This is a genomic window from Saccharothrix sp. NPDC042600 (assembly GCF_040647305.1).
GTDB lineage: Bacteria > Actinomycetota > Actinomycetes > Mycobacteriales > Pseudonocardiaceae > Actinosynnema > Actinosynnema mutabilis.
In genome coordinates this window covers 23071-42921 of sequence record NZ_JBEZBW010000036.1, presented here as the reverse complement: position 1 = coordinate 42921, position 19851 = coordinate 23071, and the positions used below count along the sequence as shown (strand labels likewise).

Sequence of the window (19851 nt, the reverse complement as noted above, 5' to 3'; positions counted from 1 at the left end):
CGGTCGCGCGCCGAGCGCTCCCGGTGAAGGCGCGCCGGTTCTCCTTCACCCCCACGGTGACGGTGTACCTGGCGCTGGCGGCCCTGCTGGTCGTGGGCAGCGTCCTGGTCGCGGTGGACGGCGGCGTGCTGCTCGACCAGGGCGGCATCCTCAACATCCTCACCCGCAGCACGGTCCTGGGCCTGGTCGCGGTCGGGCAGACCATGGTGATCGTCACCGGGTCGCTGGACCTGTCGGTGGCCTACCTGATCGGGCTGTGCTCGTTGGTCGCGGCCGAGACGATGGCCGGCCAGGGCTCGATGGTGGTGCCCGGCGTCGCGCTGGCGCTCGCGGTCGCGGCGGCGGTCGGCCTGGTCAACGGGCTGGTCATCACCGTGTTGAAGGCCAACGCGTTCATCGCCACGCTCGGCGTCGCGCTGATCCTGCGCGGCTACCTGGAGCACAACTACACCGGTCCCGCCGGCAGCGTGCCGCGCTCCTTCCAGCACCTGGGCTATGACCGGATCGGCCCGGTGCCGGTCGCGGCGCTGCTCATGCTGCTGATCGCGGCGGGCGCTTGGTGGTACATGCGCCGCACCCGCCCCGGCTACCACATGTACGCCGTCGGTGGTGACATCGAGGTGGCCCGGCTGTCCGGTGTCCGCACCTCGCGGACCATCGTCACCGCTCACGTCCTGTGCGCGTTGATGGCCGGGTTGGCGGGCGTGTTCCTGGCGTCCCGACTGGGGTCGGGCGCTCCTTACGTCGGCACGGACGCGGGTTACGACCTGGAGTCCATCGCGGCCGTGGTGCTCGGCGGCGCGGCGCTGGCCGGTGGCCGGGGCGGGGTCGTGGGGACGCTCGGTGGCGTGCTGATCCTGGCCACGCTGGACACCATCTTCGACGACCTCGCGGTGGACCCGTTCTTCAAGGACGTGGTGCGCGGTGTCGTGCTCATCGTCGCGGTGGCGTTGTACGCGCGCCGCAAGCTGTCCGGGAGGGCCTCATGAACGCGATCGCGCGCGACCGGGTGACGCGGTGGCGACCGAGGCTGGCCGACGGCACCGCGCCGGTCCTGGTGGTGCTGGTGGTCCTGCTGGTGGCGCTGGCGTTCACCGGCCCCGCCTACAGCGAGCCCGCCGGGTACCTGGCGCTGCTCAAGCGGGCCGCGCCGCTGGTGATCCTGGCCATCGGGCAGTACTTCGTGGTGGTGTCGGGCGGGTTCGACCTGTCGGTCGGGTCGCTGGTCACCGCCGAGGTGGTCATCGCCGCCCGGCTGATCTCCGGCGACGACGGCAACACCGCCTGGGTCATCGCGCTGCTGCTCGGGTTCGGCGTGCTGGTCGGCCTGGTCAACGGGCTGATCACCACGCGGCTGCTGGTGCCGTCGTTCATCGTGACGTTGGGCATGCTGCTGGTGCTCGACGGCGCGGTGTTCCTGTGGACCGGCGGCGCGCCGCGCGGCGCGTTGTCCCCGTCGTTCCGGGTGTTCGGGCGCGGCTCGGCGGACCTGCCGCTGCTGGGCGCGGTGCCGTGGTCGGTGCTGGTCCTGCTCGCGGTGCTGGTGGCCGCGGTGCTGTTCATGCGCAGCGGCACCGGTCGGACGCTGCTGGCCGTGGGCGACAACGAGAACGCGGTGCGGCTGGCCGGCGGCCGGGTGGAACGGCTGCGGCTGCTCGCGTTCGTCCTCTCGGGCGTCCTCGCGGCGCTGGCCGCGATCCTGCTCGCCGGGTTCGCCGGCGTGTCCGCGCAGGTCGGGCAGGGCCTGGAGTTCCGGGCCATCACCGCCGTGGTCCTGGGCGGCGTGCTCCTCGGGGGAGGGCGCGGCTCGGTCGTCGCCGCAGCCGCCGGAGCGCTGTCGTTGGAAGCGTTGTTCTCCCTGTTGAACCTGATCGGCGTCTCGGGCGCGCTGGAGTCGGCCGTCCAGGGCGTGATCATCATCGCGGCGGTCGCCTACGCCGCGCACGGAGCCGGGCTGCGGCAGAGGTTCCGCCCTCGCAAGGCCGCACCGTCCCTCCCCTAGAACTCCGCCAATGAAGCCGAGGAGTAGCACGATGAACAGGAAGTTGGCCGTCGCCGCGGTTGTGTGCACAGCCGTCGCGGCGCTCGCGATGGCCGGGTGTTCGAGCGACCTGCCCGACACCGGCAGCGGCGGCACGAGCCCGACGTCCGGCGCGAAGGACGCGGCGAAGTCGGAGTTCTTCGACCAGGCCGAGTACGAGCGGCAGTTGAAGTTCCGCTCCGCGAAGGCGGTGGACCTGGACGGCGACAACTCGCAGTTCAAGCCGTGGCAGCAGGCGCTGGACCCCAAGCTGGTGGACACCGCCAAGTTCGCCAAGCCCGGCGGCGGCTACCACCTGTGCTTCTCCAACGCCTCGGTGGACAACCCGTGGCGGCAGGTCGGCTGGAAGACCATGCAGGAAGAGGTGAAGCTGCACCCGGAGATCACGAAGTTCTCCGTGCTGGACGCCGAGGCCAAGGACGACAAGCAGATCAGCGACATCCAGTCGTTCGCCTCGCAGGGCTGCTCCGCGCTGATCGTGTCGCCGAACACCACGGCCACGTTGACGCCGGCGGTGGAGGCGGCGTGCAAGACCGGTGTGCCGGTGATCGTGTTCGACCGCGGTGTGAAGACCAACTGCCCGGTGACGTTCATCCACCCGATCGGCGGGTTCGCGTTCGGCGCGGACGGCGCGGAGTTCCTCAAGGAGAAGGTGCCTTCGGGCGGCAAGGTGCTGGCGCTGCGCATCCTGCCCGGCGTGGACGTGCTGGAGCAGCGGTGGGCGGCGGCCAACGAGATCTTCGCGGGCAGCGGCCTGAAGGTCGTGGGCGTGGAGTTCACCGACGGTGACGCGGCGAAGACCAAGTCGATCGTCAACGACTACATCCAGCGCGAGGGCAAGATCGACGGTGTCTGGATGGACGCCGGCGCGACGGCCGTGGCCGCGGTGGAGGCGTTCCAGGACGCCGGCGCGGCGCTGCCCGCGATCGTGGGCGAGGACCAGCAGGACTTCCTGCGCATGTGGGCCAAGGACGGGCTGACCGCGGTCGCGCCGACCTACCCGACCTACCAGTGGCGCACCCCGGTGATCGCCGCGCTGCGGATCCTGCAGGGCAAGCAGGTGCCGCAGGAGTGGGTGCTGCCGCAGCCGAAGGTCACCCAGGACACGCTGCAGAACTTCATCAAGGAGGACATGCCGCCGCTGCACTACGCGATGTGCGGCTGCGACCAGATGCCGGGCTACCCGCAGCCCTGGAAGTAAGGAGCCACCGCGGGCGGGTCGCGCGAACCCGGCCCGCCCGCGGTCCCCACACCCTGCCGAGAGGGACGACCAATGGCGGACGAACCCACCGGACTGTGGCTGATCGGCGCGCGCGGCTCCGTCGCGACCACCGCGGTCAGCGGACTGCTCGCCCTGCGCGCCGGGCTGGTGCCCGCGACCGGCTGCGTGACCGAACGGCCGGAGCTGGCGGGCCTGCCGCTGCCCGGCTGGTCGGACCTCGTGGTCGGCGGGCACGACGTCACCTGCACCCCGCTGGAGAAGCGGGCCGAGGCGCTGGCCCAGGGCGGAGTGGTGCCCCACCACGTGCTCGGCGCCGTGCGCACCGGCCTGCGGGCGGTGGACGCCGAGATCCGCGACGGCTACCACCCCGCCACCGCCGAGGGCCCGCAGGCCGACGCGGCCCGGCGGCTGGCCTCCGACATCACCGCGTTCCGCGACCGGCACGGCCTGGCCCGGGTGGTCGTGGTGAACGTGTCCTCGACCGAACCGCCCGTGCCGCACGTGCCCGCGCACGACGACCTGGGCGCGTTGGAGAAGGCGCTGGCCGACCCCGCGAAGCGGGTGCTGCCGCCCAGCTCGCTGGCCGCCTACGCGGCGCTGAACGCGGGCTGCCCGTTCGTCGACTTCACCCCGTCCACCGGGATCGCGCTGCCCGCGCTGGACGCCCTGGCCCGCCAGGAGGGCCTGCCCTACGCCGGCCGGGACGGCAAGACCGGCGAGACCCTGGTGCGGACCGTGCTCGCCCCCATGTTCACCGCGCGGGCACTGCGCGTGCGGTCGTGGGCGGGCACGAACCTGCTGGGCGGCGGGGACGGCGCGACCCTGGAGGACCCGGCGCACGCCGACAGCAAGCTGCGTTCCAAGGCGCGCGGGTTGGAAGCCCTCCTGGGCGAGCCGGTGCCCGCGCCGCTGCACATCGACAACGTCCCCGACCTCGGCGAGGTCAAGACCGCGTGGGACCACGTGTCGTTCGAGGGGTTCCTGGGCGCGCGGATGAGCCTCCAGTTCACCTGGACCGGCCTGGACTCCGCGCTGGCCGCGCCCCTGGTGCTCGACCTGGCCCGGCTGACCGCCGCCGCGCACCGGGCGGGCGAGGTCGGGCCGCTGGGGGCGTTGGCGTTCTTCTTCAAGGACCCGCTGGGCGGTGACGAGCACCGGTTCGCCGCGCAGACCGACGAGCTGTGCCGGTGGGCGGCGGGGTTGGGCCGGTGAGGGCGTACCTGGAGCTGGTGCGGGCGCCGGCGGCGTTGACGGTGCTGGGGGACACCCTGGTCGGCGCGCGGGAACCCCTGCGGGGCCGCCGGTTGCTGCTGCCGCTGGCGTCGGTCGCGCTGTACTGGGCGGGGATGGCCCTCAACGACTGGGCCGACCGCGAGGTGGACGCGGTGGAACGGCCGGAGCGCCCGATCCCGTCCGGCCGGGTCAGCCCGGAGGCCGCGCTGGCGACCGCGGCGGGTCTGACGGCGGTGGGTGTCGGGCTCGCGGCCATGGCCGGGCGCAACGCAGTGCCGCTGGCCGCCGCCGTGTGGAGCTACGACACAGTCCTGAAGGACACCCCCGCCGGGCCGTTCGCGATGGCCGCGTGCCGGGGGCTGGACGTGCTGATGGGCGGACGGGCCGTGCTGCCGGCGGCGTTGATGGCGGCCCACACCCTGGGCGTCACCGTGTTGTCGCGCGGCGAGGTGCACGGCACATCACCGGGGGTGGCTCGCGCGGTGCTCTCGGGTACCGCCGCGACCGCGTTGGCGGCCCTGGTGAGGAAGCCCGGTCTGGCCGGGGTCGCGTCCGCGCTGGGATACGCGGCGACGGTCGGCCGTGCCCAGTGGGAAGCGGTGCGCGACCCCTCGGCGGGTTCGGCGCGGGCGGCGACCAAGGCCGGCATCCACGGCATGGTGCTGTTGCAGTCCGCCCTGTCCCGCAACGCTTCCTTCGTGCCGCTGGTGCTGCCGCTGGCACGCCTGCTCAGCCGGAAGGTGGGTCCGACATGACGTTCCACCTGGGGTACGGGACCAACGGGTTCGCCAACCACCGCCTGGACGACGCCCTGGCCGTGATCGCCGACCTCGGCTACACCGCCGTCGCCCTGACCCTCGACCACCACCACCTCGACCCGTACGCCGACGACGTGGCCCAGCAGACCAAGCGGGTCGCGGCGCGGCTGGCGGAGCTGGGGCTGCGGTCGGTGGTGGAGACCGGGGCGCGCTACCTGCTCGACCCGCGCCGCAAGCACCATCCGACCCTGGTCAGCGAGTCCCAGGAGGTCCGGGTGGACTTCCTGGTGCGCGCCACCAGGATCGCCGCCGACCTCGGATCGGACTGCGTGTCGTTCTGGTCGGGCATCGGCACCTCCTGGGACCTGCTCAGGTCCGGGGTGTCGGCGGTGCTGGACCAGGAGCCGCCGGTGCCGCTGGGCCTGGAACCCGAGCCGGGGATGTTGGTGGAACGGCTGGAAGACGCCCTTCGCCTGCGGGCCGAACTGGGCGAGCCCGAGGCCCTGCGGATCACGCTGGACGTCGGTCACTGCGTGGCCGTCGAACCCGTGGACGCCGCCGCCTGCGTCCGCCGTGCCGGGGACCTCCTGGTCAACGTGCAGTTGGACGACATGCTGCCGGGGGTGCACGAGCACCTGGAGTTCGGCGAAGGCCACCTCGACCTGCCCGCCACGCTCGGCGCGCTGACCGACATCGGCTACACCGGGGTCGCCGCCGTCGAACTGCCCCGGCACAGCCACGCCGCACCCGACGTGGCCCGGCGGGCGTTCGGCGCGTTGCGGTCGGCGTCGTGGGTGGCGGCGGCCGAACGAGAAGTCCGGGCCGATCCCACGTCCTTGGAACGCCTCTTCGCCGGCGCGGGCCGCGTGGACCGGGCGCGCGAGGACGACCTGAGGGTCCGGCTGCTGGAGGCGTGTCCCGGCGACCTGGCGGGAACCCTGACCACGCTGTACCGGCACGGCAGCTCCGCGGAACGCCGCGCGGTGCTGCGAGCGCTCGCCACGGTCGGCGCGCGCGTGCCCGAGGTTGGCGTCGAGCTGGTCAAGGACGCCCTGCGCGCCAACGAGACCGGGCTGGTCGCGGCGGCGCTCGGGCCCTTCGCGGCCGAGCACCTCGACCAGCACTCGTGGCGGCACGGCGTGCTGAAGTGCCTGTTCATGGGCGTCCCGCTGGACGCGGTCGCGGGTCTCGCCGCGCGCACCGACGAGGAGTTGCTGCGGATGGTGGCCGCGTTCGCCGACGAACGCGAAGCCGCCGGCCGCGCGGTCCCCGACGACGCCCTCGCCCTGCTCGGAAAGGTCGCCTGAATGCGCATCTTCGACCCGCACATCCACATGACCTCCCGCACCACCGACGACTACGAGTCCATGCACGCGGCCGGTGTGCGCGCGGTCGTGGAACCGGCGTTCTGGCTGGGCCAGCCGCGCACGTCGGTGGGGTCGTTCGTGGACTACTTCGACGCCCTGGTGGGCTGGGAGCGGTTCCGGGCCGCCCAGCACGGCATCGCCCACCACTGCACCATCGCGCTGAACCCCAAGGAGGCCAACGACCCGCGGTGCGTGGCGGTGCTGGACGTCCTGCCGCGCTACCTGGTCAAGGACGGCGTGGTCGCGGTCGGCGAGGTCGGCTACGACTCGATGACCCCGGAGGAGGACGAGGCGTTCGCCCGGCAGCTCGAACTGGCGCTGCTGCACGAACTGCCCGTGCTCGTGCACACCCCGCACCGCGACAAGAAGGCCGGCACGCGACGCACGCTGGACGTGGTGCGCGAGTCCGGTGTCCCGGTGGGGATGGTCGTGGTGGACCACCTGAACGAGACGACCATCAAGGAGGTCGCCGACTCCGGGTGCTGGATGGGGTTCTCGATCTACCCGGACACCAAGATGGACGAGGCGCGGATGGTGGCGCTGCTCAAGGAGTACGGCACGGACCGGGTCCTGGTGAACTCCGCGGCGGACTGGGGGCGGTCGGACCCGTTGAAGACGTACAAGACCGGGCTCGCGATGCTGGCGGCCGGGTTCACCGACGCCGACGTGGACCAGGTGCTGTGGCGCAACCCCGTGGAGTTCTACGGGCAGAGCGGGCGGCTGCTGCTGGACGTCGAGGAGGTCGGCGCCGTGCACGCGGGCACCGGGAACTCCGTGCTGCGGGGTGAGCGGTGATCGCGTACTGCACCAACGTGCACCCGGCGCACGACCTGGCGGGCGTGCTCGACCAGCTCGACCGGCACGCGGTGGGCGTGCGGGACCGGTTGGAGGTGGACGTGCTGCCGCTCGGGCTGTGGCTGCCCGCGTCCGTGGCCCGGGGTCTGGCGGCGGACCCGGTGGCGCGGCGGGCGTTCACGGCGGAGCTGACGGCCCGGGGGCTGTCGGTGAGCACGCTCAACGCCTTCCCCTACGGCGACTTCCACGACACGGTGGTCAAGCACGCGGTGTACCGGCCGAACTGGGTCGATCCGCGCCGGCTGGCCTACACCAAGGACTGCGCGACGGTGCTGGCCGACCTGCTGCCCTCGTCGGCGTCCTACGGCAGCATCTCCACGTTGCCGCTGGGGTGGCGCGAGCCGTGGACCGAGTGGGACGACGCCCACGCCGAGGCCGCGTTGACCGAGTTGACGTTGTTCCTCCGGGGGCTTGAGCGGCCCGTGCGGCTCGCGGTCGAGCCCGAGCCGGGGTGCGTGCTGGACACCGTGGCCGACGCGGTCGAGTGGCTGGCGGACCGGGTGGACCCCGCGCACATCGGGGTGTGCCTGGACACCTGCCACCTCGCGGTGTCCTTCGCCGACCCCGTGGAGACGGTCGGGCTGATCCGGCGGTCGGGGTTGTCGGTGGTGAAGGTGCAGGCGTCCGCCGCGCTGGAGGTGCCGGACCCGCGCGCGTCCCGCGACGAGCTGGCGGCCTTCGCCGAGCCCCGCTACCTGCACCAGGTGCGGGAGAACACGCCGGCGGGCGTGCTGGCGGCCGACGACCTGCCCGAGGCGTTCGACGAACTGCCCGGCGAGCACCCGTGGCGCGTGCACTTCCACGTCCCGCTGCACGCCGCGCCCGGCGGCGGTCTGCGGTCCACGACGGACGTGCTGGTCACGGCCGTGGCCGCGCTGGTGGAGGAGGTCCACGTCGAGGTGGAGACCTACACGTGGACGGTCCTGCCGGACGCGGGCGACCTGACCGAGGGCATCGCGGCCGAGCTGGCCTGGGCGCGGGCGAACCTGGCGACGGGGGTGGCGGTGTGAAGCCGTTGGTGGTGATCGACGTCGTCGGCCTGACGCCGGATCTGTTGCGGCACATGCCGAACCTGTCCGCGTTGTCCGGCCGGGCCGCGCTGGGGACCGTGCTGCCGGCGGTGACGTGCAGCGCGCAGGCGACCTTCCTGACCGGGTTGACGCCCGCCGAGCACGGGATCGTCGGCAACGGCTGGTACTTCCGCGACCTGGGCGAGGTCCACCTGTGGCGGCAGCACAACCGGCTGGTGCGCGGGGAGAAGCTGTGGGAGACCGCGCGGCGGTTCCACCCCTCGTACCGGGCCGCCAACGTGTGCTGGTGGTACGCGATGGGCGCGACGACGGACATCACCGTCACGCCCCGCCCGATCTACCACGCCGACGGCCGCAAGTCCCCGGACTGCTACGTCCGGCCGCCCGCGCTGCACGACCGGCTGACCGGGGCGCTGGGGGAGTTCCCGCTGTTCCGGTACTGGGGGCCGACGGCGTCGCTGCGGTCCAGCGAGTGGATCGTGGGCGCGGCGGTCAAGGTGTTCCGGGAGGAACGGCCCGACCTGCTGCTGGTGTACGTGCCGCACCTGGACTACGACCTCCAGCGGTTCGGGCCGTCCTCGCCGCGGGCCGCGCGGGCGGCGGCCGACGTGGACCGGGCGGTGCGGCCGTTGCTGGAGCTGGACGCCACGGTGGTCGTGCTGTCGGAGTACGGGATCACCGAGGCGCGGCGGCCGGTGGACGTGAACCGGGCGTTGCGCCGGGCCGGGCTGCTGGAGGTGTACGCGCAGGCCGGGATGGAGTACCTGGACCCGTGGACGTCCCGGGCGTTCGCCGTGGCCGACCACCAGATCGCCCACGTCTACGTCCGCGACCCGGCGGACGTGCCGCGCGTGCGGGCGGTGCTGGCGGAGTCGCCGGGCGTGGACGAGGTGTTCGACCGGGCCGCGCAGGCGTCGGTGGGGCTGGACCACGAGCGGTCCGGCGAGCTGGTCGCGGTGGCCGAGCCGGACGCCTGGTTCACCTACTACTACTGGCTGGACGACGCCCGCGCGCCGGACTTCGCGCGCGGCGTGGACATCCACCGCAAGCCCGGTTACGACCCGGCGGAGCTGTTCTTCGACCCGGCCGACCGGTGGGCCAAGGCCCGCGCCGGGCTGAACCTCGTGCGCAAGGAGGTGGGGTTGCGGTACGCGATGGACGTGGTGCCGCTGGACCCGTCGTGCGTGCGGGGCACGCACGGCCGCCTGCCCGACCGGGACGCCGACGGGCCGGTGCTGCTGTGCTCGGAGCCGTTGGACCGCGACCGCGTCGAGGCGGTCGAGGTGCGTGACCTCCTGCTGGAACTGCAAGGGATGCCTGTGAAGGAGTCGCAGCGATGAGCCGGCCGATCACGTTGTTCACCGGGCAGTGGGCGGACCTGCCGTTCGAGGAGGTGTGCGAGCTCGCCGCCGGGTGGGGGTACGACGGGGTGGAGATCGCGTGTTCCGGTGACCACTTCGAGGTCGACCGGGCCGTGGCCGAGGACGGGTACGTCGAGGCGAAGCTCGCCCAGCTCGACCGCCACGGCCTGCGGGTGTTCGCGATCTCCAACCACCTGGTGGGGCAGGCGGTGTGCGACGACCCGATCGACTTCCGCCACCGGGCGATCCTGCCCGCCCGCGTGTGGGGCGACGGGGAGCCCGAGGGCGTGCGGCAGCGGGCGGCGCGGGACATGGCCGACTGCGCGCGGGCGGCGGCCAAGCTCGGCGTGGACACCGTCGTCGGGTTCACCGGGTCCAAGATCTGGAAGTACGTGGCGATGTTCCCGCCGGTGCCCGAGGAGGTGGTCGAGGACGGGTACGCGGACTTCGCGCGGCGCTGGAACCCGATCCTGGACGTGTTCGACGAGGTCGGGGTGCGGTTCGCGCACGAGGTGCACCCGTCTGAGATCGCCTACGACTTCTGGACGACCAAGCGGGCGATGGAGGCGGTGGGCAACCGGCCCGCGTTCGGCCTGAACTGGGACCCGTCGCACTTCGTGTGGCAGGACCTGGACCCGGTCGCGTTCATCCTGGACTTCGCCGACCGGATCTACCACGTGGACTGCAAGGACACCAAGAAGCGCTTCGACGGGCGCAACGGGCGGCTGGGCTCGCACCTGCCGTGGGCGCACCCGCGGCGCGGCTGGGACTTCGTGTCCACCGGGCACGGCGACGTGCCGTGGGAGGAGTGCTTCCGGGCGTTGAACGCGATCGGCTACCGCGGGCCGATCTCGGTGGAGTGGGAGGACGCGGGCATGGACCGGTTGCGCGGCGCGGAGGAGGCGGTGCGGTTCCTCCGCGGGCTGCTGTTCGACCCGCCGGCGGCGGCGTTCGACGCCGCGTTCGCGCGCCGCGAGGACGGTTGATCCCGATGGCCGAGGTGGTGGCGGTGGGCCCCGAGCCCACCGCCGAGACCCTGCGGCTGATGGCCCTGCTGGCCACCGGCGCCACCGACCGCGCGATCGCCCGCGAGCTGGGCGTGAGCACCCGGACCGTGCACCGCAAGATCGCCCGCTTGCAGACCCTGCTGGGGGTGCGGTCGCGCTTCCAACTGGGGGTGTGCGCCGCCGGCCACCGCTGGCTGTAGCCCGTTACCGACGTTTCGTAGAGTGACGTATCTCTCCGTTTGACCAGTACCGGCGGCCGGTAATGAAAGGATGCGCCATTCGGTTGAAAGGATCATGATGCACGAGCTCGACGCGCGACGCACCGTCGCCAACCCCCGCCGCACCCGGCTGGCCGCGGACTGGACCGCCCAGCCCACCACGTCCCCGACCGGCTCGACCACCGAGTCCGCGCACGGCGACGACGCGCGGCGAAACTCGGCGAACGGCACGACGCCCGCCTGACGAAATCCCCGCGCGCGGGGTGGCGGGCAGGCTCGCGGCCTGGACGTCGTCTCGACGGGGGAGGTGCGCTGCGCCGCGGGTGGGCCGCGCGACCGCCGTGGCGACGACCCGGCACCCGGCGGCGACGCACCCCGCACCTCCCGCCGAAGCCTCGCCCACACCCCGCGCCGACCGGCCGACGCCGGCCCTCGCGATGCCGGTCGGCCCGCCGCGGCAACAGCCGGCCACCCGACGCCGGCCCGCCCTCCGACACCGGCCTGCCCCCCGATGCCGGCCTGCCGCCCGGATTCCGCCCGCCGTGATGCTGGCCGTCGTGCCGCTCGTGCTCGGCCTGCCGCCGCTCCTCCTCGCCGCTGCCCCTCCGTGCCCCCTCCGAGCCGCCGGCCCGTGAGCCCGCCGGTCCACTGTGGACCCCGTTAGGCGGCGGCGACCCCTCGCGTCAAGTGTGATCCATCCGGTCCGTCTTCGAGCCGAACAGGGCAACCCAGGCTGGCCTAACTTAGGTTAGGGTGGCCTTGGTTTGCCCTGCCGTGGACCGGCGCAGAGACCGAGGAGTTTGGTGTGACCGAGTACGCCCTGGAAGAGATCGCGACGGGGTCGGCTGATCCGCTGGAACTGGTGGGGCGGCTGGCGCGGGCCGGGTTCGACGACTACGTGGCCTACGAGCGCGGGGGCGCGTGGACGTTCGCGGGCGGTGCGCTGGCGACGGTGACGCTGGACGCCGGGCACGTGCGCGTCAGTCACGCCGGTGAGCAGGTCGAACGGCCGTGGTCGGGGTCGCCGGGGCAGGCGTTGGGCGAGGCGCTGGCCGGGCTGCCGGTGCGGCGGTGGAACGCCTACGGGCGGGTGGACTTCGGGTTCTCCCAGCTGGTCCCGGGCCTGGCGCTGCGGGGCGCGGACGTGCCGGCGGGGGAGATCGTGCGCCTGATCGTGCCGCGCACGGAGGTCACGCTGCGCGACGGCCGCGCCGTGGTCCGGGGGGTCGATCCGCGCGAGCTGGAGCGGGTGTGCGACGTGCTGCGCGGCGAGTTCGGCGGGGACGCGCTGGCGGCCGAGCCGGTGGACATCCGGTCGGACGGCGCGAGCTACCGCGAGCGGGTCGCGCAGGCGGTCAAGGAGATCCGGCAGGGGCAGTACCAGAAGGTGATCCTGTCCCGGTCGGTGCGCATCCCGTTCCCGGTGGACATCGTCGCCACCTACGAGCTGGGCCGGCGCGGCAACACCCCGGCGCGGTCGTTCGTGCTGCGCCTGGACGGCCTGGAGGCGGCCGGGTTCAGCCCGGAGATCATCGTGTCGGTGGACGCCGAGGGCCGCGTCGTGACGCAGCCGCTGGCCGGCACGCGCGCGTTCGGCCGGGGTGCCGAGGTCGACGCGGCGGCGCGCACCGAGCTGGAGACCAACCCCAAGGAGGTCTTCGAGCACGCGGTGTCCGTGCGGACCGCGCAGGAGGAGCTGCGCCGGATCTGCGCGCCGGAGTCGGTGCGGGTCGGTGACTTCATGGGCATCAAGGAGCGCGGCAGCGTCCAGCACCTGGCGTCGCTGGTCAACGGCGACCTGGCCCCGGGCCGCACGGCGTGGGACGCGCTGGAGGCGGTGTTCCCGGCGGTGACGGCGTCGGGCATCCCGAAGCGCGAGTCCCTGGACGCGATCTCCCGCATGGACGAGGCCCGCGGCCTGTACTCGGGCGCGGTGGTCACGGTCGGCCACGACGGCTCGCTGGACGCGGCCCTGGTGCTGCGCGCGGTCTACCAGGACTCCGACCGGGCGTGGCTGCGCGCCGGCGCCGGCATCGTGGCCGACTCGACTCCGGAGCGCGAGTTCGAGGAGACCTGCGAGAAGCTGTCCTCGGTGGCCCCGTTCGTCGTCAAGGCCTGAGGTTCGACGATCGTGCGCGCCTCCCGCCGCCAGGAGGCGCGCACGGCCACGACTCACGGCCGGTCGACCCGTACGACCTCCGTGTCGCCGGTGGAGAGGGCCCTCCTCAACCTGTGCAGTGCGGTTTTCCTCTCCCGGGTATCGCGCGACGTGCCACATCACCGGCGTCCACGTGGTGACCAGCCGCCGCGCCCGGCGATCTCGCCGGGCGGCCTCCAGCCGTCGCCACTCGTGACGGCCGCGCATCACCGGCACGCTCCACGCCACGACCACCAGGGAATGCCCCAGCTTCGTCAGCTTCCCCGGCACGTCTTCGAGGTCCGCCGGCCATTCCTCGCGATAGCGTTCGGTGGCGAGTTCGTCGCCCAGGCGTCGCGCTCCCCACCGGAGCAGGTGCCGGGCGAGCCAGGGTGCGAGTTCACCCACCTCGTTCACCACGAGCGGCGTGGCGATCACCAGCACCAGGAAGAGCAGTGCCTCGCTCACGCGCCCGCCCTCCCCGGTATGAGTCGGGGACGTGCCGGACTTCGGTCGTCGCACGACCTCGCCGCGCGCTCGGCCGGCAGCGCGCGGGCGGCCGGGGCGCCGTCCGCGGTGAGCCGGTAGAACCGGCGGCGCGGCCCGCGATCGGAGCGTTCCTCGCTCTCCCCGTGGCTCTCTCTTCCGCCGTGCGGAGTGCTTCCAGAACGTCTGGGCTCAGCGCCGTCGCCAGAGCAGCCAGCCCAGGTAGACCCCGCCCAACGCGCCGGTCGCCACGCCCACCGGCAGGTTTCCCGCGAACCGCTGAGCCGAGAAGTCCGCCGCCAGCACCAGCAGCGCCCCCACCCAGGCCGCGGGCAGCAACCCCGCCCCCGACGCGCGAGTCAAGCGCTTGGCCACCTGCGGCGCGACCAGGGCCACGAACGCGATCGGGCCGGCCGCCGCCGTGGCCACCGCGCAAGCCGCCGTCCCCACCACCAACAGATAAACCCGGCTGCCCTCCACCGGCACGCCCAGCGCCCGCGCGGCGTCGTCGCCCATCTCCAGCATTTCCAGCCACCGCGCCCCGAACAGCAGCGCCGGCACCAGCAACGCCAGCGCGATCACCGGCGGCCACAGTTGGGGCCAGCCCAGGTTGTTCAGGCTCCCCGTCAGCCACACCGTCGCCCGCGTCACGTCCGCGACCCCGGCGTTGACGATCAGGTAGAAGTTGACCGCCTGCAGGATCGCGCTGACCCCGATCCCGGTCAGCACCAACCGCAACCCGCGCACACCCCGCTGCCACGCCAGCACGTACACCAGCACGGCGGTCACCACGCCGCCGACCAGCGCACCCACCGACACCGTGGAAGCGCTGCCCCCGAACACCAGGATCACCAACAGGCCACCGGTCGCGGCGCCGTAGTTGAAGCCGATGATGTCCGGGCTGCCCAACGCGTTGCGCGACAGGCTTTGGAACACCGCGCCGCTCATCCCCAGCGCCGCGCCCACCGCCAGCGCGATCAGCACGCGCGGCAGCCGCAGGTCCAGCACGGCGAAGTCGGTGATCCGGCTGCCGTTGCCCAACAACGTGCGCACGACGTCCAGCGGCGCGACCGGGATCGCCCCGGTGCCCAGCGCCAGCACCCCGATGACGAAGATCGCCGCCACCAGCACCAGCGACACGGAGAGCGACCGGGTCATGCCCGCGCCCTCCCGCGCCGCACCAGCCACAGGAACACCGGCGCGCCCAGCAGGGCCGTCACCACGCCCACGTCGATCTCCTCGCGGGCCATGACCCGGCCCAGCACGTCCGCCAGCAGCAACAGCACGGGCGCCAGCACCGCGCAGTACAGCACCACCCACCGCTCGTCCGGCCCGGTGAACGCCCGCACCATGTGCGGCACGGCCAACCCCACGAACACCAACGGCCCCACGGCCGCCGTCGCCGCGCCCGCCAGCAACGTGATCGCCACCAGCGTCACCAGCCGCGTCCGCCCGAGGTGCGCGCCCAGCGCCTTCCCGGCCTCGTCACCCAGCGACAACGCGTTCAACGGCCGCCCCATCGCGACCGCGAGCAGCAACCCGACCGCCAGGAACGGCAGGACCTCGACCAACGTCGTCCAGCCGGCCCGCTCCAACGATCCCACGGTCCAGAACCGCATCTGGTCCAACGCCTGTTGGTCGAGCAGGATCACCGCCTGCGTGATGCCGGTCAACGCCGCCGACACCGCCGCGCCCGCCAACGCCAGCCGCACCGGCGAAGCCCCGCCGCGCCCGGCGATCGCGTACAGGGCGACCCCGGCCAGCGCCGCGCCGCCGAACGCGCACCACACGAACACCCGCAGGTCGGTCAACCCGAACACGCTGATCGCCAGCGCCGCCGCCGTGGACGCCCCCGCGTTCACGCCCAGCAGACCGGGGTCGGCCAACGGGTTGCGCGTCAACGCCTGCATCAACGCGCCCGCCACCCCGAGCGACGCGCCGACGGCGACGCCGATGAGCGTGCGCGGGATCCGCAGCTCCCACACCACGAACGCCGAGTCCGAGCCGTCCCGCGCGAACAGCACGTCCAGCACGGTCCCCAACGGGATCGACCGCGAGCCCACGGCGACGCTCAGCAACGCCACCGCGACCAGCGCGACCAGCCCGCACACCAGCCCGAACACCCTGCGGCTCGGCGCGGCGACCCGCGCCGGGGCGGTGACGCTCACCCGGCGGCCCCGGTGAGCCTGCGCGCCAGCTCGACCTTGCTGACCTTGCCGACCTTGGTCAGCGGGAACGACTCCAGGGTCTCCAGCCGGTCGGGCAGCTTGTAGGAGGCGACCCCGCGCTCCCGCAGGAACGCCGTCACCTGGCGCAACGTCGGCGCGTCGCCCTTGGGCACGATGAACGCGCACGTCCGCTCGCCCATCACCTCGTCGGGCATGCCGACCACGGCCGCGTCGTGCACGGCCGGGTGCGCGAGCAGGTGGTTCTCCAGCTCCTCTGCGGGGATCTTCTCGCCGCCCCGGTTGATCTGGTCCTTGCGCCGGCCCTCGACCACCAGGTGCCCGGACGGGAGCTGCCGCACCACGTCACCGCTGCGGTAGAAGCCGTCCTCGGTGAACGACCGCGCGTTGTGCGCCTCGGCCTTGTAGTAGCCGCGCAGCGTGTACGGACCGCGCGTCAACAGCTCGCCGCTCTCGCCGGGCGCGACCGGCTCGCCCTCCTCGTCCACCACGAGCACCTCGTCCGCCGGGCACAGCGGCGCGCCCTGCGTGGTGGTCTTCAGCTCGTCGGAGTCGTCCAGGCGCGTGAAGTTCAGCAAGCCCTCGGCCATGCCGAACACCTGCTGGAGGTCGCAGCCCAGGGTCTCGCGGACGCGGGAGGCGGGTTCGGCGTTGAACTTCGCGCCGCCGACCTGGAGCAGCTCCAGCGACGACAGGTCGGCGTCCATGAACTCAACGACGTCCATCCACAGCAACGCGATCGGTGGCACGACCGCCGTCACGGTGACCCGTTCCCGCTCGATCAGCTCGAACACCGTGTCGGCGCTGGGGTCGGGCGCGAGCACGACGGTGCCGCCGGCGGCCATCGCGCCGAGCAGGCCGGGGGAGGCCAGGGCGAAGTTGTGCGCGGCGGGCAGCGCGACCAGGTACACCGTGCTCGCGCTGAACCCGGAGACCTCCGCGCTCGCGCGCGCGTTGTAGAGGTAGTCGTTGTGGCTGCGGGGGATGAGCTTCGGCGTCCCGGTGGTGCCACCGGAGAGCAGGAACAACGCGGGCGCGACCGGGTCGGGCGCGGGCAGCTCGACCGGCGCGGCCTCGGGCAGCGCCTCGAACTCGGCGGGATCCCCCACCACGAAGACGTGCCGCAGCGACGGCACCGCCCCGCGCACGGTTCGCGCCAGTTCGCGGTAGTCGAAGTCCCCGTCGGAGTCGGCGATGAAGTACGCGAAGGCGTCGCTCAGCTCGCACAGCGGCACGATCTCGCTCTCGCGGTGCGCGGGCAGGGCGAGCACGGGCAGTGCGCCGATCCGGAGCAGCGCGAAGAACAGCGCCACGAACTCGGGGACGTTGGGCAGCTGCACGACCACCCGCTCGTCGCGGCCCAGGCCCAGGCCGTGCAGTCCGGCGGCGATCCGGTCGGCCCACGCGTCCAGCTCGGCGTAGGTCCAGCGGGTGCCGTCGGCGGCCACCAGCGCGGTGCGCCCGGGGTGCCGCCGCGCGCCGCCGCGCAGCAACTCGTCCAGGGGCTGGTCGGTCCAGTACCCCTCCGCCCGGTACCGCTCCACCAGCTCACTGGGCCAGGGCACACAGCCGTCCAGCATCGTCGACTCCCTAGATCGCCTCGCGAAAGTTAGGTTAGGCTAGCCGACATACCGGAGGGAAGGTGCCGTGCGCCTCGGCGAACTCGTGATCGACATCTCACCCCTGCGCACGGACCCCGCCTACCGGCTGGTGTTCGCCGCGCAGACGGTGACCGTGCTGACCACCGCGTTGACCAACGTCGCGATCAACCTGCACGTCTACCAAATCACCGGGTCCTCGGTCCAGGTCGGACTGGTGGGCCTGGTGTTCGGCGCGGCGCTGCTGGTGGGGCTGCTCGCGGGCGGCGTGCTGGCCGACCGGGTGGACCGGCGCAAGCTGATCCTGGGCTCGCGCGGGGTCGTGGCGGTCGTGCTGGGCGGGTTGGCGGTGAACGCGGCGTCCCCGTCCCCGTCGCTGTGGTTCGTCTACGTGGCCGCGGTGCTCGCGGGCGCGGTCGCGGGGCTGGGCGGGTCGGCGCTGATGGCGGTGATCCCCACGCTGGTCTCGCCCGCGCACATCACCGCCGCCGGCGCGCTGATCACGTTGACCAGCCAGTTCGGCGCGATGGTCGGGCCGTCGATCGCGGGTGTCATCGCGTCCGGGCCGGGCGTGGCGGCGTGCTTCGCCATCGACGCGCTCGGGTACGTGGCGGCGGTGGCGTTGCTGTGGCGGTTGCCGTCGATGCGCGCCGAGTCCGCCGACGAGGAGCAGCAACACCCGTTGCGGTCGCTGGCCGAGGGCTGGAAGTTCGTGCGGGGCAACGCGGTCGTGCGCGGCCTGCTGGTGATCGACCTGTGGGCGATGGTCTTCGCGATGCCGTACGCGTTGTTCCCCCAGATGGCCGACGAGGTGTTGGGCGGCGGTGCGTACACCGTTGGCCTGTTGTTCACCGCGCCGGCGGTGGGCGCGTTCGTCGGCGGCTTGTTCAGCGGGTGGACGGGACGGTTCAAGCACAGCGGGCGCGCGCTGATCGCGTCGGTGTTGCTGTGGGGCGTGTCGATCACCGCGTTCGGCCTGGCGGGGAACCTCTGGCTTGCTCTCTTGTGCCTCGTGGTCGCCGGCGTCGGCGACACCACGTCGGAGATCCTGCGGCGCGCCCTGTTGCAGCACCACACCCCGGATCGCTTGCAGGGCAGGGTAAGCAGCCTGTGGCTCGCGCAGGCGACGTGCGGCCCGGCCGTCGGCAGCGCCGAAGCCGGCCTCGCGGCGCGGTTGCTCGGGCCCGGCATCGGTATCGCGGCAGGCGGCGTCGTCTGCATACTGGGCGTGTGCCTGGTGGCACTGACCATGCCCGCGCTGCGCCGGGCCGACCTGCGGGGGGAACCGTGGCCGTCGCGAGCCTCAACGGCCTGACGATCTCCTACGACGTCCGGGGTTCCGGCGACCCGGTCGTGCTCGTCATGGGCACCGGCGCCACCGGCAAGGTCTGGCACCTGCACCAGGTGCCCGCGCTGGTCGCGGCCGGGTACCGGACCGTCACCTTCGACAACCGGGGGATCACGCCGTCCCCGCCCGGGTTCACCATCGACGACCTGGTCGCCGACACGGCCGCGCTGATCGAGCACCTCGACCTCGGGCCGTGCCGGCTGGTCGGCACGTCGATGGGCGCGCAGGTGGTCACCGAACTGGCGCTGGCCCGGCCGGACCTGGTGTCGCAGGCGGTCCTGATGGCCACCCGCGGCCGTCCGGACGCCCTGCGCGCGGCGATGGGCGCGGCCGAGCGGGAGTTGCGGGACAAGGACATCGCGCTGCCACCGCGGTACGAGGCGGTGAACCGGGCGCTGCGCAACCTGTCCCCGGCGACCCTGAACGACGACGAGGCCGTGCGGCAGTGGCTGGACATCTTCGAGATGTCGCCGATCCTGTGGACACCGGGCCTGCGCGGCCAGCTCGACCTCGACATCACCGAGAGCCGGCTGGAGGCCTACCGGGACATCCGGACGCCGTGCCTGGTGATCGGGTTCGCCGACGACGTCCGGCTGCCCGCGCACCTGGGCCGCGAGGTGGCCGACGCGATCCCGACGGCGGAATTCGTGCAGCTCGCGGACTGCGGCCACTACGGCTACCTGGAAAGACCCGCCGAGGTCAACTCCGCGATTCTCACCTTCTTCGCCGCTGGACACTCTTAGTCCGCCCTTACTAAGGTAAGCCTCAGTTAACTTCTCGCACTGGAGGCTTGCCGTGACGAACCCCTTCGACGACGACAGCGGGCGCTTCTACGCGCTGGTCAACGACGAGGGTCAGTACTCGCTGTGGCCCACCTTCGCCGAGGTGCCCGCCGGCTGGCGGGTCGTGTTCGGCGAGGACTCGCGGGAGGCGTGCCTGGCCCACATCGAGGCCGCCTGGGTGGACATGAGGCCGCGCAGCCTGGTCGAGAGCGAGCGCTGAC

The 19851-nt window shown here is 73.0% G+C and carries 19 protein-coding genes; 16 read left to right on the top strand and 3 right to left on the bottom strand.

The genetic code is table 11. The features are described from left to right. The first annotated feature begins 23 nt into the window (after positions 1–23). The 13 genes from AB0A74_RS21910 (at position 24) to AB0A74_RS21850 (ending at position 13212) form a co-directional block, all read left to right on the top strand. Positions 24–989: an ABC transporter permease gene (locus AB0A74_RS21910; protein ID WP_358252023.1), complete on the top strand. Its 966-nt coding sequence runs from the start codon at positions 24–26 to the stop codon at positions 987–989. Beyond that, positions 986–2002, top strand: a complete 1017-nt coding sequence (locus tag AB0A74_RS21905; RefSeq protein ID WP_358251988.1) for an ABC transporter permease — start codon at positions 986–988, stop codon at positions 2000–2002. The genes AB0A74_RS21910 and AB0A74_RS21905 overlap by 4 nt, the downstream gene beginning before the upstream one ends. Before the next feature lie 31 nt (positions 2003–2033). Beyond that, positions 2034–3242: an ABC transporter substrate-binding protein gene (locus tag AB0A74_RS21900; RefSeq protein ID WP_358251987.1), complete on the top strand. Its 1209-nt coding sequence runs from the start codon at positions 2034–2036 to the stop codon at positions 3240–3242. 72 nt (positions 3243–3314) lie between these two features. Continuing rightward, the gene (locus AB0A74_RS21895; RefSeq protein WP_358251986.1) at positions 3315–4475 is read left to right on the top strand and encodes an inositol-3-phosphate synthase; all 1161 of its coding nucleotides are present in this window, start codon (positions 3315–3317) and stop codon (positions 4473–4475) included. Then, positions 4472–5251 (top strand): SCO3242 family prenyltransferase, encoded by a 780-nt coding sequence (locus tag AB0A74_RS21890; RefSeq protein WP_358251985.1) that lies wholly within the window; start codon positions 4472–4474, stop codon positions 5249–5251. Before AB0A74_RS21895 ends, AB0A74_RS21890 begins: the two co-directional genes overlap by 4 nt. After that, entirely contained in the window at positions 5248–6561 is a 1314-nt protein-coding gene (locus tag AB0A74_RS21885; protein WP_358251984.1) for an EboA domain-containing protein, read from the top strand. The genes AB0A74_RS21890 and AB0A74_RS21885 overlap by 4 nt, the downstream gene beginning before the upstream one ends. Further along, entirely contained in the window at positions 6562–7416 is an 855-nt protein-coding gene (locus AB0A74_RS21880) for a TatD family hydrolase (RefSeq protein ID WP_358251983.1), read from the top strand. Beyond that, positions 7413–8486: a metabolite traffic protein EboE gene (gene eboE, locus AB0A74_RS21875; RefSeq protein ID WP_358251981.1), complete on the top strand. Its 1074-nt coding sequence runs from the start codon at positions 7413–7415 to the stop codon at positions 8484–8486. Before AB0A74_RS21880 ends, eboE begins: the two co-directional genes overlap by 4 nt. Next, positions 8483–9847 (top strand): nucleotide pyrophosphatase/phosphodiesterase family protein, encoded by a 1365-nt coding sequence (locus AB0A74_RS21870; RefSeq protein ID WP_358251980.1) that lies wholly within the window; start codon positions 8483–8485, stop codon positions 9845–9847. Before eboE ends, AB0A74_RS21870 begins: the two co-directional genes overlap by 4 nt. Then, entirely contained in the window at positions 9844–10854 is a 1011-nt protein-coding gene (locus tag AB0A74_RS21865; protein WP_358251979.1) for a sugar phosphate isomerase/epimerase family protein, read from the top strand. The genes AB0A74_RS21870 and AB0A74_RS21865 overlap by 4 nt, the downstream gene beginning before the upstream one ends. A gap of 5 nt (positions 10855–10859) precedes the next feature. Further along, positions 10860–11075, top strand: a complete 216-nt coding sequence (locus AB0A74_RS21860; RefSeq protein WP_343940395.1) for a helix-turn-helix transcriptional regulator — start codon at positions 10860–10862, stop codon at positions 11073–11075. A 94-nt stretch (positions 11076–11169) separates the two neighbouring features. Beyond that, positions 11170–11337: a hypothetical protein gene (locus tag AB0A74_RS21855; RefSeq protein WP_358251978.1), complete on the top strand. Its 168-nt coding sequence runs from the start codon at positions 11170–11172 to the stop codon at positions 11335–11337. A 561-nt stretch (positions 11338–11898) separates the two neighbouring features. Beyond that, the gene (locus tag AB0A74_RS21850; RefSeq protein ID WP_358251976.1) at positions 11899–13212 is read left to right on the top strand and encodes a salicylate synthase; all 1314 of its coding nucleotides are present in this window, start codon (positions 11899–11901) and stop codon (positions 13210–13212) included. Positions 13213–13908: 696 nt separating this feature from the next. Here the strand turns inward: AB0A74_RS21850 and AB0A74_RS21845 are convergent. Genes AB0A74_RS21845 through AB0A74_RS21835 form a run of 3 tightly spaced genes read right to left on the bottom strand, consistent with a single transcriptional unit; the run spans position 13909 to position 17482 of the window. Next, positions 13909–14874, bottom strand: a complete 966-nt coding sequence (locus AB0A74_RS21845; RefSeq protein ID WP_358251974.1) for an iron chelate uptake ABC transporter family permease subunit — start codon at positions 14872–14874, stop codon at positions 13909–13911. Beyond that, complete coding sequence (locus AB0A74_RS21840; RefSeq protein ID WP_358251972.1) at positions 14871–15884, bottom strand: iron ABC transporter permease; 1014 nt, start codon at positions 15882–15884, stop codon at positions 14871–14873. Before AB0A74_RS21840 ends, AB0A74_RS21845 begins: the two co-directional genes overlap by 4 nt. Continuing rightward, positions 15881–17482, bottom strand: a complete 1602-nt coding sequence (locus AB0A74_RS21835) for an AMP-binding protein (protein WP_358251970.1) — start codon at positions 17480–17482, stop codon at positions 15881–15883. The genes AB0A74_RS21840 and AB0A74_RS21835 overlap by 4 nt, the downstream gene beginning before the upstream one ends. Positions 17483–17549: 67 nt before the next feature. On the opposite strand from AB0A74_RS21835, the gene entS reads away from it, so the two are divergent. From entS to AB0A74_RS21820, 3 genes are read left to right on the top strand one after another with little or no spacing between them, the layout of a single operon-like run. Continuing rightward, positions 17550–18815: an enterobactin transporter EntS gene (gene entS / locus AB0A74_RS21830; protein WP_358251968.1), complete on the top strand. Its 1266-nt coding sequence runs from the start codon at positions 17550–17552 to the stop codon at positions 18813–18815. Further along, positions 18788–19591, top strand: a complete 804-nt coding sequence (locus tag AB0A74_RS21825) for an alpha/beta hydrolase (RefSeq protein ID WP_358251967.1) — start codon at positions 18788–18790, stop codon at positions 19589–19591. The genes entS and AB0A74_RS21825 overlap by 28 nt, the downstream gene beginning before the upstream one ends. Before the next feature lie 52 nt (positions 19592–19643). After that, positions 19644–19850, top strand: a complete 207-nt coding sequence (locus tag AB0A74_RS21820) for an MbtH family protein (protein WP_309116028.1) — start codon at positions 19644–19646, stop codon at positions 19848–19850. Position 19851: the final 1 nt, after the last annotated feature.